General features: G+C 62.1%; 10 protein-coding genes and 2 pseudogenes. 7 read left to right on the forward strand and 5 right to left on the reverse strand.

The genetic code is table 11. The features are described 5' to 3' along the window. Positions 1 to 20: 20 nt before the first annotated feature. The 4 genes from sufD to sufA all read left to right on the forward strand — a co-directional run bounded on the left by sufD (position 21) and on the right by sufA (position 3,434). Entirely contained in the window at positions 21 to 1,298 is a 1,278-nt protein-coding gene (gene sufD, locus JOH52_RS15755) for a Fe-S cluster assembly protein SufD (RefSeq protein WP_003531484.1), read from the forward strand. Between the two features lie 12 nt (positions 1,299 to 1,310). Then, positions 1,311 to 2,555, forward strand: coding sequence for a cysteine desulfurase (locus tag JOH52_RS15760; RefSeq protein WP_010969430.1), 1,245 nt, complete (start codon positions 1,311 to 1,313; stop codon positions 2,553 to 2,555). Positions 2,556 to 2,565: 10 nt separating this feature from the next. Next, positions 2,566 to 2,946: an SUF system Fe-S cluster assembly protein gene (locus tag JOH52_RS15765; protein ID WP_003531488.1), complete on the forward strand. Its 381-nt coding sequence runs from the start codon at positions 2,566 to 2,568 to the stop codon at positions 2,944 to 2,946. A gap of 95 nt (positions 2,947 to 3,041) precedes the next feature. Continuing rightward, complete coding sequence (gene sufA, locus JOH52_RS15770; RefSeq protein ID WP_010969428.1) at positions 3,042 to 3,434, forward strand: Fe-S cluster assembly scaffold SufA; 393 nt, start codon at positions 3,042 to 3,044, stop codon at positions 3,432 to 3,434. Positions 3,435 to 3,647: 213 nt separating this feature from the next. Here sufA and sthA read toward each other — a convergent pair whose 3' ends face one another. The 5 genes and pseudogenes from sthA to phaC all read right to left on the reverse strand — a co-directional run bounded on the left by sthA (position 3,648) and on the right by phaC (position 9,432). Then, positions 3,648 to 5,051, reverse strand: coding sequence for a Si-specific NAD(P)(+) transhydrogenase (gene sthA, locus JOH52_RS15775; RefSeq protein WP_003537057.1), 1,404 nt, complete (start codon positions 5,049 to 5,051; stop codon positions 3,648 to 3,650). A 141-nt stretch (positions 5,052 to 5,192) separates the two neighbouring features. Then, positions 5,193 to 5,980: pseudogene (gene radC / locus JOH52_RS15780) on the reverse strand (RadC family protein). After that, entirely contained in the window at positions 5,977 to 6,816 is an 840-nt protein-coding gene (gene map, locus JOH52_RS15785) for a type I methionyl aminopeptidase (RefSeq protein WP_003537051.1), read from the reverse strand. Before map ends, radC begins: the two are co-directional and overlap by 4 nt. Positions 6,817 to 6,844: 28 nt before the next feature. Continuing rightward, positions 6,845 to 7,563 (reverse strand): annotated as a pseudogene (gene sfsA / locus JOH52_RS15790) (DNA/RNA nuclease SfsA). A gap of 33 nt (positions 7,564 to 7,596) precedes the next feature. Next, complete coding sequence (gene phaC / locus JOH52_RS15795; RefSeq protein ID WP_017265729.1) at positions 7,597 to 9,432, reverse strand: poly(3-hydroxyalkanoate) polymerase subunit PhaC; 1,836 nt, start codon at positions 9,430 to 9,432, stop codon at positions 7,597 to 7,599. Between the two features lie 211 nt (positions 9,433 to 9,643). On the opposite strand from phaC, the gene JOH52_RS15800 reads away from it, so the two are divergent. The 3 genes from JOH52_RS15800 to JOH52_RS15810 all read left to right on the forward strand — a co-directional run bounded on the left by JOH52_RS15800 (position 9,644) and on the right by JOH52_RS15810 (position 12,694). Next, positions 9,644 to 9,949, forward strand: a complete 306-nt coding sequence (locus tag JOH52_RS15800; protein WP_003537044.1) for a hypothetical protein — start codon at positions 9,644 to 9,646, stop codon at positions 9,947 to 9,949. 124 nt (positions 9,950 to 10,073) lie between these two features. Next, on the forward strand, positions 10,074 to 11,291 hold the full coding sequence (locus JOH52_RS15805) for an LL-diaminopimelate aminotransferase (protein WP_010969423.1): 1,218 nt from the start codon (positions 10,074 to 10,076) through the stop codon (positions 11,289 to 11,291). Between the two features lie 80 nt (positions 11,292 to 11,371). Continuing rightward, positions 11,372 to 12,694 (forward strand): homoserine dehydrogenase, encoded by a 1,323-nt coding sequence (locus JOH52_RS15810; RefSeq protein ID WP_013844484.1) that lies wholly within the window; start codon positions 11,372 to 11,374, stop codon positions 12,692 to 12,694. Positions 12,695 to 12,778 lie beyond the last annotated feature (84 nt).

A 12,778-nucleotide genomic window follows, 5' to 3' on the forward strand; every position in this document is an offset into this window, starting at 1 on the left:
CCTGTCGAAGGAGTGTTCGAATGAATATGCAACAGGCCATCAAGATGACGGCGGCCGAAACGGCGCTCGTCGATGCCTATACGGCGCAGATCGGTGATCTGCCGGGCGACGGGGCCGTGCTGTCGCTTCGCGACACGCTGGTTCACGAGTTGAAGACGGCAGGTCTGCCGACGCGCCGCGTCGAAGCCTGGCACTATACCGACCTGCGCACGCTGCTGCGAGCGGTGCCGGCGGCCGATCCGACCGCCTTCGCCGATCGCGTAGAGCCGGTCGTTCCGGGCTCGTCTGTTCTGTCCGTGCGCAACGGCCAGGCGGATATCAAGAGCGTTCCCGAGCATTTGACGGCGCGCTCCTATACCGAGAGCCTGCTCGATGGTTCGGCGGTAGCCGGGCTCTCCGTCCTCGGCTCGGACGATGCGATCGGCCGGATCAATGGCGGCCTCGTGCGCGGCGGACTGGAAATCACCGTCGCCGCCGGCGCGCAGATCGAAGCTCCGATCGAAATCCAGGTGGTTCAGAGTCATGGTCAGGCGCATACGCGCTTTCCGGTTTCCTTCGGCGCCGGCGCGAAAGCGACCGTGATCGAGCGCCATCTGTCGACGAATGCCGAGCCGAGCTTCGTTTCCTCGGTAAGCGACGTGACGCTCGCCGACGGCGCCGACGTGATCTGGATCATCCTGCAGCAGCAGGGTCCGGCCGATACGCATCTCGGCCAGATCCGCTTCGATCTCGGCAAGGACGCGAAACTGCACCTCTTCGTCATCAATGCCGGCGGTAAGCTGGTCCGTCAGGAGCTGCATGGCCGTGCGAGCGGCGAGGGCTCCGACCTCACCCTGCGCGGGATCAACCTGCTCGGCGGCGACAGCCACACGGATCTGACGTTCACGCTGAGCCATGACGTGCCGCACACGACATCGAGCGAGATCATCCGCAACGTCGTCTTCGATCGGGCGAAGGGCGTGTTCCAGGGTAAGATCCTGGTCGCGCAGGACGCACAGAAGACCGACGCGAAAATGTCGTGCAACACGCTGCTCCTTTCCGACGACGCCGACTTCTCTGCGAAGCCGGAACTCGAAATCTTTGCAGATGACGTGCAGTGCGGTCACGGTGCAACGGTCATCGATATCGATCACACGCAGCTCTTCTACCTTCTCGCTCGCGGCATTCCGGAAAACAAGGCGCGCGCGATGCTCGTCAATGCTTTCGTCGCCGAGATCGTCGAGGAATTGGAAGACGACGAGGCGCTGGTCGAGGCGCTGGAAGATATAGTCGCGGCCTGGCTCGAAAAGCACGCCTGATTGGATAAAGACATGGAACATCCTGCGCCGCCGGTAGCGGCATACGACGTCGAAGCGGTCAGGAAGGATTTCCCGATCCTTTCACGGACGGTCTATGGCAAGCCGCTTGTCTATCTGGACAACGGCGCGTCGGCGCAGAAGCCGCAACTCGTCATCGACGCCGTTGCCCATGCCTATTCCAACGAATACGCCAACGTCCATCGCGGTCTGCATTTCCTGTCGAATGCCGCGACGGAGGCCTATGAACAGGCGCGCGAAAAGGTTCGCCGTTTCCTGAATGCCCCGTCGGTCGACAACATCATCTTCACCAAGTCCTCGACCGAGGCGATCAACACGGTCGCCTACGGCTATGGAATGCCGAAACTCGGTGAGGGGGACGAGATCGTCATCTCGATCATGGAGCATCACTCCAACATCGTTCCCTGGCACTTTATTCGTGAGCGGCAGGGCGCGAAGCTCGTCTGGGCGCCGGTCGACGACGACGGCGCATTCCACATCGAGGACTTCGTCAAGTGCCTGACGGAGCGGACGAAGCTGATCGCCATCACGCACATGTCGAACGCGCTGGGCACGGTGGTTCCGGTCAAGGAGATCTGCCGCATTGCCCGCGAGCGCGGCATTCCGGTGCTTGTCGACGGCAGCCAGGGTGCGGTGCATATGCCCGTCGACGTCCAGGACATCGATTGCGACTGGTATGTGATGACCGGTCACAAGCTCTACGGTCCTTCCGGCATCGGCGTGCTCTATGGCAAGACCGGACGGCTGAAGGAAATGCGCCCCTTCATGGGTGGCGGCGAGATGATCGAGGAAGTGACCGAGGACCGCGTCACCTACAACGATCCTCCGCATCGCTTCGAGGCCGGCACGCCGCCGATCGTCCAGGCGATCGGGCTCGGCTATGCGCTCGACTACATGGAGAAGGTCGGCCGCGAGGCGATCAGGGCACACGAGGCGAGCCTGACGGCCTATGCCCGCGAACGCCTGTCTTCGGTCAATTCGCTGAGGGTCTTCGGCGACGCGCCCGGCAAGGGGAGTATCTTTTCCTTCGAGATCGCCGGCATACACGCCCATGACGTATCGATGGTCATCGACCGTGCCGGCATTGCGGTGCGCGCCGGAACGCATTGTGCGCAGCCGCTCTTGAAACGGTTCGGCGTCACCTCCACATGCCGGGCGTCCTTCGGTCTTTACAATACCCGGGCCGAGGTCGATGCGCTGGCGGACGCGCTGGAACACGCACGCAAGTTTTTCGCTTAGGGAGACGGACATGGGTCTCGAGCAAACACAAGAAAAAGTCGACGTCCGCGAAGGCATCGTTCATTCGGCCATTCCGCCGGAGGAACTGGCGCGCCTCAGCGACGACATCATCGCGGCGCTCAAAACCGTCTATGACCCGGAAATACCGGCGGACATCTTCGAACTCGGTCTCATCTACAAGATCGATATCGAAGACGACCGGATGGTGAAGATCGACATGACGCTGACCGCGCCGGGCTGCCCCGTGGCTGGTGAGATGCCGGGTTGGGTCGAAAATGCCGTCGGCACCGTCGAGGGCGTTTCGGGCGTCGAAGTGTCGATGACCTTCGATCCGCCGTGGACGCCTGACCGGATGTCGGAAGAGGCGCAGGTTGCGCTCGGCTGGTATTGAGCACCTGCCGATATTGATCCGTTGGCAAGCGGGCATTACATTCAGTCTGGAAAGCGCCGGGCCTTTAACCCGGCGATACGAAGGAGATGGAGCCTATGGGCTTTGCCGTAATGAGCCTGACCGATGCCGCCGCCAGCCGGGTCCGGTCGATCGTGGAAAATGCCGGAGGCGAGGCCAAGGGCATCCGTATCAGCATCAAGAAGGGCGGCTGCGCCGGCATGGAATATGCCGTCGATCTCGTGAGCGAACCCAATTCGAAGGACGACCTGATCGAGCAACAGGGTGCGAAGGTCTGGGTGGCCCCCGAGGCCGTGCTTTACCTTCTGGGCACGCAGATGGATTTCGAGACCACCACGCTGCGCTCTGGCTTCACCTTCAACAACCCGAATCAAACGTCGGCCTGCGGCTGCGGCGAGTCGGTGGAACTGAAGCCTGCGGATCTCGCAGCACTTGCCGAGCGCGGCGACGCGGTGGTCCGCGCCAGCTGATTTCGTAGCCGCTGCGTTTCGAAACGCCCCTCATCCGGCCTGCCGGCCACCTTCTCCCCGTTTTAACGGGGAGAAGGGACAAGCCGCGAGCGCTCGCCCTACATCAAATCGGAGCAAGACAGCAGCCGCGATTCCCCTTCGCCCCGCTTGCGGGGAGAAGGTGCCGGCAGGCGGATGAGGGGCGAGTCTTCGTCTAGGTGTCTAGTCCCGCCGTCACTCCGCCTTGATCTCTCCCATGCGGTTCCAAGCGTCCAGGCCGGCAATCTTGTATGCCTCGGCGAGGGTCGGGTAGTTGAAGGTGTTCTCGACGAAATATTCGACGGTGCCCTTCAGGTTCAGGACGGCCTGGCCGATATGGACGAGTTCGGTCGCACCTTCGCCGATGATATGGACGCCGAGCAGCCGCCGCGTCCTGAGCGAGAAGATCATCTTCAAGAGTCCCGAATCCAGGCCCATGATGTGCCCGCGCGAAGTCTCGCGGAATCGGGCGATGCCGCATTCGTAGGGAATCCCGCGCTCTTTGACCTCTTCCTCGGACAGGCCGCAGGTGGATATTTCCGGCACGGCATAGATGCCGTAGGGGAAATATTTCTGCGGCTCCTTGGCGATTGCGCCGACCGCAACGCGGGCTGCGACGCGGCCCTGTTCCATCGAGGTCGAGGCGAGGCTCGGAAAGCCGACGACATCGCCGGCGGCGTAGATATTCGGAACCGTCGTCTGGAACGTTTCCGGATTGACCTTCAGCCGACCGCGGGCATCGGCCTCGAGACCTGCCGCGGGAAGGTTGAGCGCATCCGTCGCGCCCATCCGGCCGGCGGCGAAAAGCACCATTTCCGTCGTGATCTTGCGGCCGTTGTCGAGGGTAAGCAGCACCTTGCCATTGTCGAGCCGCTCCACTTTCTCCGCCTTTTGGCCCAGGTTCAGTTTCATCGCGCGGTCGCGCAACTGATAGGTGAAGTCCTCGACGATCTCCCGGTCGATGAAATCGAGCATGGTGGTCTTCGGGTCGATGACCGTCACCTGGATGTCGAGGGCGCTGAAGATGGTGGCGTATTCAATGCCGATGACGCCGGCGCCGATCACCACAAGCGAGCGGGGCAGTTCACGGATGTCGAGCAGTTCGTCGCTGTCGACGACCGTCCTGCCGTCGAAAGGCATGTAGTCGGGCCGAAAGGGCTTCGTTCCCACGGCAAGCAGGATGCTGGTGCCGGAAACGAGCATGCTCTCGTCGTCGTCTTTGGAGATCTCGAGCGTCGTCGGCCCGACGAAGCTCGCCCTGCCACGGATGTGCTGTACGCGGTTTCGCGCGAACTGGTGCTCGAGCACCTCCACCTCGTGGTTGAGCGTGATGATGAGACGACGGCGCAGATCTTCGGCGCTGATTTCCTGCTTGACCCGGTAGGAGCGGCCGTAGAAGCCGCGCTCGCGCCAGCCGGTGAGGTTGAGCGCCGTTTCACGCAGCGTTTTCGACGGAATCGTGCCGGTGTGGACGGAAACGCCACCGACCCGTTTTCCCTGTTCGATGACGAGCACCTTCTTGCCAAGCTTCGCGGCCTGGATGGCTCCCCTGCGCCCGGCCGGACCACTGCCGACGACGATGAGATCGTACTGGTTCATGAACGCTTCCCCTGCTCGCGTGAGAATCGTTGTGCGATGCGGCATCTTTCGCGCAGGCACAGCTATATCGTCAATCGCACCGTTTGATGACGTGCAATGCCGTAGCGCCCTGTTCTGGATGCGTCTGCTGCATATTTTCCATCAGAACAATCGAAGCCCTTTGAGGCTGACATGCCGTCCTTGCCGATGATGACGTGATCGTGAAGCGCAATGCCGAGCGGCTTGGCGGCCTCGGCGATGAGCTTGGTCATGTCAATGTCCGCGCGTGACGGCGTCGGGTCGCCGGAGGGATGGTTGTGCACTAAAATCAAGGCGGTAGCGGAAAGCTCCAAGGCGCGCTTGACCACCTCGCGAGGATATACGGGCGTGTGGTCGATCGTTCCTTGCTGCTGCACCTCGTCGGCGATCAGCGTGTTGCGCTTGTCGAGGAAAAGGATGCGGAACTGCTCCTTCGTCTCATGCGCCATCGCTGCGTGGCAATAGTCGATCACGGCGCTCCAGGAGGACAGAACCTGCTTGTTGCGCAATTCGCTCCTGAGCATGCGGTGGCTGGCGGTGGCGACGAGCTTGAGATCGAGCGCAACGGACTCTCCGACGCCTTTGACTTCCTGAAGGAGGTGCAGGGGAGCGCCGAAGACGGCCGCAAGCGTGCCGAAGCGGTCGAGCAGCGCCTTGGCGATCGGCTTGGTGTCGCGGCGGGGGATGAGGCGGAAGAGGATGAGCTCGAGGATTTCGTAATCCGCCAGCGCCGCATCCCCGTGTTCGCGGTAGCGGGCTCTCAGGCGATCCCGATGGCCGTGATAGTGCGTATCGGTTGCCGGCGCCGGCGCGGTTGCGGGGCTGTTGCGGGTCCGCTTCTCAGGGAAAAACCCGCGTTCGTCCGCGGCGTCGAAAAGCTCGTCGGGTTCGCCGGGCGGGATCTTCGTCACGCGTCGCCCGCGACGTGAATGCCGGGCTTGAAGAGACCGGCCGGTGAGAGCGTGAATATTTCACAGCCGTCCGCCGTGACGCCCACCGTGTGCTCGTATTGGGCCGACAGGGATCGATCGCGTGTAACCGCCGTCCAGCCGTCCGAGAGGACCTTCACATGCGGGCGGCCAAGATTGATCATCGGTTCGATCGTGAAGATCATGCCTTCCTTGAGCTCCGGCCCGTCATTGGCGCTGCCATAGTGAAGGATGTTGGGCGCGTCGTGAAAGAGCCGGCCGACGCCGTGACCGCAGAAGTCGCGAACCACCGAACAACGCTCGGCTTCGGCATAGGCCTGGATCGCCTCGCCGATTGCCCCCGTGCGCGCGCCGGGGCGAACCGCCGCTATGCCGCGCATCAGGCATTCATGCGTCACGTCCAGCAGGCGCTCGGCGGCACGCTTTATCTCTCCGACGGGATACATCCGGCTTGAATCACCGTGCCAGCCATCGACCACATAGGTCACGTCGATATTGACGATGTCCCCTTCGCGCAGCGGCTTGTCGTTGGGGATGCCGTGACAGACCACGTGATTGATCGAGGTGCAGGAAGATTTCGTGTAGCCGCGATAATTGAGGGTTGCAGGGAGCGCGCCGTGGTCCATGCCGAACTCGAAGACGAAGCGGTCGATCTCGTCCGTCGTCACGCCCGGGCTCACGCGCGCCACGAGCTCGTCCAGGCAGCGTGCCGTCACCTGACAGGCCTTGCGCATGCCTTCAAATCCCTCCGGCCCGTAAAGTCGAATGACACCGGTGTTCTTGTAGGGAGCCGCGTCGGCCTCGATGTAAGTTACCATTCCAGACTTCCGTTGTTTCAGGCGATTTTCATAAAACAGCAGGGACCGGTTCGTCCACTACGATCGGTCCTGCCGCCACGATTTGCCCCGGCGATACCGCGCACTTGACCGCATAGGCCTCGACCCCGCGGGCGCTCGCCCTTTCGAAAGCACGAGCATAAACCGGGTCGAGCTCACGGCATATGCGGAAGCGACTGCAATCGCCTCTCTGGATAAGATAGAGCATGATCGCGCGGTGTCCCGCCTCGACCATATCGCCCAGTTCCTCTAGATGTTTCGCGCCGCGTTGTGTCGGGCTGCCGGGAATTCGGCGAGACCGCGGACGCGGCTGAAATGGACGTTCTTCACCTCGACATAGGCGAGGCCCTTTTCCGCATCGCTGAGCAGAATGTCGATCCTCGAATTGCGGCCGTATCTCTGCTCGCGCCGGAGCGTGCCGTAGGTGTGGAGATTGCCCACCTGTCCGGCCATGATCGCCTCTTCGGCGATCCGGTTCGGCAATCCGGTGTTGATGCCGACCAGCGTGCCGTCCGCCTCGACGATCTCCAGCATGTGGCGATACTTGCGTGTTGGGCTGTCGTGTTCCGAGAGCCAGATCGGCGAGCCCGGTATGGTCAGGCCACGCATCGAGCCGGTATTCGGGCATGAACCGGTGATTGCCGTTCCATCGGCCAGAATAGCGTCGAACAGGAAGCGCTTGTAACGCTGCACAAGCGTCGCAGGTACGAGCGGGCGAGGGAAATTCAAGGGGATTGAACTCTCTGCGGTCAGTCGTTGCGGTCAGGCGCGCACGCGCACGTAGGAGCCGGGCGCTTCCTCGATGGAATTGAGCGGACCTCCGGCCTTCCGCGCCGGAACCCTGCGTTTGTCGAGCCGTTCGACCCAACCCTGCCAATGCGGCCACCAGGACCCGGCCGTCTCCTTCGCTTTACCCATCCAGGTCTCGATGTCGCCCTTCGGCGCCCCTCCCGTCCAGTATTGATACTTGCTTCGGGCCGGAGGGTTGACGACACCGGCGATGTGCCCGGAGCCGGAGAGCACGAAGGTCACCTTGCCGCCGAAGCTGCTGCTGCCGAGGAAAACCGACTTTGCCGGCGCGATGTGGTCCTCCTTCGTCGCGAGATTGTAGATGGGAATCTTTACGTCGCCGAGGGATACGCGGCGGCCGGCCAGCACCATCTCGCCCTTGGAGAGCCTGTTCTCCAGATAGCAGTTGCGCAGGTAGAAAGAGTGGTTGGCCGCGGGCATCCGCGTCGAATCGGAGTTCCAGTAAAGCAGGTCGAAGGGCAGGGGATCCTGGCCCTTGAGGTAATTGTTGACGAAATAGGGCCAGATCAGTTCCGAAGCCCGGAGCATGTTGAAGGCCGACGCCATCTTCGAGCCTTCGAGGTAGCCGGTGGCGCTCATATTGGCCTCGAGGTGGCGGATCTGGTCGTAGTCCACGAAAACCTTGAGATCGCCGGCGTGGGTGAAATCCACCTGCGTGGTGAAGAGCGTCGCGGAGCGAATGCGTTCGTCGCCTTCGGCGGCATGGAGCGCCAGGGTGGCGGCAAGCAGCGTCCCGCCGACGCAATAGCCGATGGAATTGACTTCGCGCTCGCCGGTTGCCTGCTCGATGATATCAAGCGCGAAGCCTATGCCTTCGCGTGCATAAGCTTCCCAGTCCTTGGAGGCATGGCGTTCGTCCGGGTTTACCCAGGAGATGACGAAGACCGTCTGACCCTGGTCGACAGCCCATTTGATGAAGGACTTCTCCGGGTTGAGGTCCAGCACGTAGAATTTGTTGATCCAGGGCGGGCAAATGAGCAACGGCCTCTTCAGCACGGTCTCGGTACTCGCCTCGTATTGCAGCACCTGGCAGACATCGTTCTGGGCGATCACCTTGCCCGGAGTGATCGCGATGTTCTCTCCGATGGCGAACTTGCTGGTGTCCGTCTGGCGGAGCCGAAGCTCGCCGCGCCCGGCGGCTATGTCTTCCGCCAGCATCTGCATGCCTTTCACGAGATTGGCGCCGCTCGACGCCACGGTCTCGCGATAGAGCTGCGGATTCGTCGTGATGAAGTTGGTCGGGGAAAGAGCGCTGGCAATCTGGCGAACGTAGAAGGCCGCCTTGTGACGGGTATGATCATCAAGGCCCTCGGCGTCCCTCACCATGCGCTCCGCCCAGTCGGAGGTGACGAAGTAGGCTTGGCGGATGAAATCGAAAAACGGGTTCTTCACCCAGTCTTCGTCGGCGAAGCGCTTGTCGTTGCGCTGAAGGTTGGCCGGGTCCTCCACGGCGTCGCCTGCCATGCGCTGGAGTGTCCGCGACCACATATCGAAGAAGCTGCCGAGAAGATGGGTCTGGGCTTCGAGTGTCCGCCGGGGGTCGGAGAGCCAGTATTCCGAGACCTTGGAGAGGGTCTTGACCATGTCGGAGACCGGCTCGGCGAAACTATCCGTCTTCTCGCCCGCTTCGCGGGGGGCGAGCCATGCGGAAGCGGCTTTTCCGAGCTGCTCTGCCGCGCGAGCCATGTTGATGGCCAGGCTTTCGGGATCCTTGACGATGTAAGGCTCGACCGATTTCGGGTCGAAGCCGGCAAAGCCCGTAGCGCCCTCAGCCTTCTCTGCTGTCACCCGGCGTCCTCCACAGCATCTTGTTTGTTTTGTATTTTTACATTCTGCCCGAAAATGATTACAAGGGCTACGGCATGTTCCCTTGATCGTAGCCGGTCGAAGGACAAAAACATGCAGCAGATCAAAGTGCTACAGCGACCTTTGCGCGTCCCAGGAGACGCGCGGCGCTGTAGCGCATCGTCGCGCCGCAGAAACAGAGGTCATCGCCAGCATGCTTGCCGTCGGAAAACAGCGTTCGCTTTCTTGGATGTCCGCACTGATTCTCGCAGGCGTGCTCGCGGGCTGCAACTCGACGGCGGACCTTGCCACCTATCCCTCTGTTTACGGTCAGAAGCCCGCCGCCATGCAGCAGATGACCAGTGAGGAGGCGCTGAACATGCAGGGCCAGCTGACCGCACTTGCCGGACAGCGCCGGTCCGGCGCGATCTCCGAAGCCGAGTATCAGCGTCGCCTTAAGGAATTGCAGCTTCTGGCCGAGCAGCACGGTGCCGACACGCTGAAACAGATCGAGAATTAGCGCTTGCCTTTCTCGTGATTTGGCCGCAAAGCGTTGAATGGCCGCGATGGCGGCCGTTCACCCCGCGCATGTCGAGCGAAGAGCCCAAGGGCTGGCAAAGACGCGCGCCAAATGAGGTCTGGAGATGGAAGAGTTTCATAAAGTCCGGCGTTTGCCGCCCTACGTTTTCGAACAGGTCAACCGTTTGAAAGCTAGCGCGCGAGCGGCCGGTGCTGACATCATCGACCTCGGCATGGGCAATCCGGATCTTCCGACCCCGCAGTCCATCGTGGACAAGCTGTGCGAAGTCGTCCAGGACCCGCGGACGCATCGTTATTCGTCATCGAAGGGCATTCCCGGGCTGCGCCGTGCGCAGGCCGCCTATTATGCACGCCGCTTCGGCGTCAAGCTCAATCCCGAGACGCAGGTCGTCGCGACCCTCGGCTCCAAGGAAGGCTTCGCCAACATGGCGCAGGCCATCACCGCACCCGGCGACGTGGTCCTTTGCCCAAATCCGACCTATCCGATCCACGCCTTCGGATTCCTGATGGCAGGCGGTGTCATCCGCTCGATTTCGGTCGAGCCGGACGAGAGCTTTTTCCCGCCGCTCGAACGTGCGGTCCGGCACTCGATCCCGAAGCCGCTGGCGCTGATCCTCAATTACCCGTCCAATCCGACGGCGCAGGTCGCCACGCTCGATTTCTACAAGGATGTCATCGCCTTTGCGAAGAAGCACGACATCATCGTGCTGTCGGATCTCGCCTATTCGGAGATCTACTTCGACGACGCACCGCCGCCTTCGGTTCTGGAAGTGCCGGGTGCGACCGATGTGACCGTCGAATTCACGTCGATGTCGAAGACCTTCTCCATGCCCGGCTGGCGCATGGGCTTCGCCGTCGGCAACGAACGACTGATCGCGGCGCTGACGCGCGTGAAGTCCTATCTGGACTACGGCGCATTCACCCCGATCCAGGTGGCGGCGACGCAGGCACTGAACGGTGACGGCAGCGACATCGCCGAGGTGCGCGCCATCTACAAGCGGCGCCGCGACGTCATGGTGGAAAGCTTCGGCAAGGCCGGTTTCGAGGTGCCGCCGCCGCCGGCGACGATGTTCGCCTGGGCGAAGATCCCCGAGAAGTTCCGCCATCTCGGCTCGCTGGAATTCTCCAAGCTTCTCGTCGAGAAAGCGGATGTCGCCGTTGCTCCGGGTATCGGCTTCGGCGAGCAGGGGGACGACTATGTTCGTCTCGCGCTGGTGGAGAACGAACACCGCATCCGCCAGGCCGCGCGCAATATCAAGCGCTTCCTTTCTTCGGCGGACGAGACGATGCACAACGTCATCTCGCTCAACGCACATCGGTAAGGAGCCGGGCTGTGCCCGTTTCCGCACCCAATTTGCCCCGCCCGGTCTGGCGGGGCGCCTCTACGTGTTAGGAACTTGCTATGGCAGATGCCCTCAAAATCGGCATTGCGGGCTTGGGGACCGTCGGTGCCTCGCTCGTGCGGATTCTCCAGGATCGTCATGAGACGATGGCGACCACATGCGGCAGGGCGATCGAAATTACGGCCGTAGCGGCAAGGGACCGGTCGAAAGATCGGGGAGTGAAGCTTACGGGAATTGCCTGGTTCGAGGACGCTGTTTCGCTGGCGTCGGAAGCAGACATCGACGTCTTTGTCGAACTGATGGGCGGTGCCGGAGATCCGGCCTATTCCTGCGTGAAGGCGGCGCTCACGCGCGGCGTTCATGTGGTGACCGCCAATAAGGCACTTCTGGCAGCACATGGTATTGAACTGGCGGAAATTGCCGAGCAGCATGGCGCGCTTCTGAATTACGAAGCTGCGGTCGCCGGCGGCATTCCCGTCATCAAGGCGCTTCGCGAGTCGATGACCGGCAACACGATCTCGCGCGTCTACGGGATCATGAACGGCACGTGCAACTACATCCTGACGAAAATGGAGAAGGAGGGGCTCTCCTTCGAGGAGTGCCTCAAGGAGGCTCAGCGTCTCGGCTATGCCGAGGCCGATCCGGCCTTCGACATCGAGGGCAACGACACCGCGCACAAGCTCTCGATCCTGACGAGCCTTGCCTTCGGCACCGCGATTGCTGCCGACGACATCTATCTCGAGGGCATCACCAACATCTCGATCGAAGATATTCAGGCGGCTTCCGACCTCGGTTACCGCATCAAGCTTCTCGGAGTGGCCCAGCGAACCGATAGCGGCATAGAGCAGCGCGTCCATCCGACCATGGTACCCCACGACACCGTCATCGCGCAGGTCGACGGGGTGACAAATGCGGTTGCGATCGAATCCGACATTCTTGGCGAGCTCCTGATGGTGGGCCCGGGCGCCGGCGGGGACGCGACCGCATCGGCCGTGCTTGGCGATATCGCCGACATTGCCAAGAGCCGGCCCGGCGCGCAGCACGTGCCGGCATTCGGCCGTCCGGCGAAGGCGCTGCTGCCCTATAAGCGCGCCCGGATGCAGAGCCATGAGGGCGGCTACTTCATCCGGTTGAAAGTGGTCGACCGCACCGGCGTCTTCGCCAATGTGGCGAAGCACATGGCGGAGAACGACATCTCGCTGGAATCCATCATGCAGCATTCCAAGCACTATGCCGACCCGGCCGAGCCGAAGACGATCATCCTCGTCACGCATGCGACATCAGAGGCCTCCGTGCGCAAGGCGATCGTCTCGATCAAGGGCGAGGGCTATCTCGTCGGCGAGCCGCAGGTCATCCGGATCGAGCGTCCGAAGGCCTGGTGACCGCGCGTCCCCATCAAATCTGTTGAGAAGCCGCGTCAACTCGCGACTTGCAGGCCGAACTGCGCCCCCGCCGGTTTTTCAGTG

The sequence above is a fragment of the Sinorhizobium meliloti genome, assembly GCF_017876815.1.
Lineage (GTDB): Bacteria > Pseudomonadota > Alphaproteobacteria > Rhizobiales > Rhizobiaceae > Sinorhizobium > Sinorhizobium meliloti.

Coding starts and splice junctions, on each gene's coding strand:
- sufD (WP_003531484.1), top strand. CDS start 21: ATGAATATGCAACAGGCCATCAAGATGACGGCGGCCGAAACGGCGCTC.
- JOH52_RS15760 (WP_010969430.1), top strand. CDS start 1,311: ATGGAACATCCTGCGCCGCCGGTAGCGGCATACGACGTCGAAGCGGTC.
- JOH52_RS15765 (WP_003531488.1), top strand. CDS start 2,566: ATGGGTCTCGAGCAAACACAAGAAAAAGTCGACGTCCGCGAAGGCATC.
- sufA (WP_010969428.1), top strand. CDS start 3,042: ATGGGCTTTGCCGTAATGAGCCTGACCGATGCCGCCGCCAGCCGGGTC.
- sthA (WP_003537057.1), bottom strand. CDS start 5,051: ATGAACCAGTACGATCTCATCGTCGTCGGCAGTGGTCCGGCCGGGCGC.
- map (WP_003537051.1), bottom strand. CDS start 6,816: ATGGTAACTTACATCGAGGCCGACGCGGCTCCCTACAAGAACACCGGT.
- JOH52_RS15800 (WP_003537044.1), top strand. CDS start 9,644: ATGCTTGCCGTCGGAAAACAGCGTTCGCTTTCTTGGATGTCCGCACTG.
- JOH52_RS15805 (WP_010969423.1), top strand. CDS start 10,074: ATGGAAGAGTTTCATAAAGTCCGGCGTTTGCCGCCCTACGTTTTCGAA.
- JOH52_RS15810 (WP_013844484.1), top strand. CDS start 11,372: ATGGCAGATGCCCTCAAAATCGGCATTGCGGGCTTGGGGACCGTCGGT.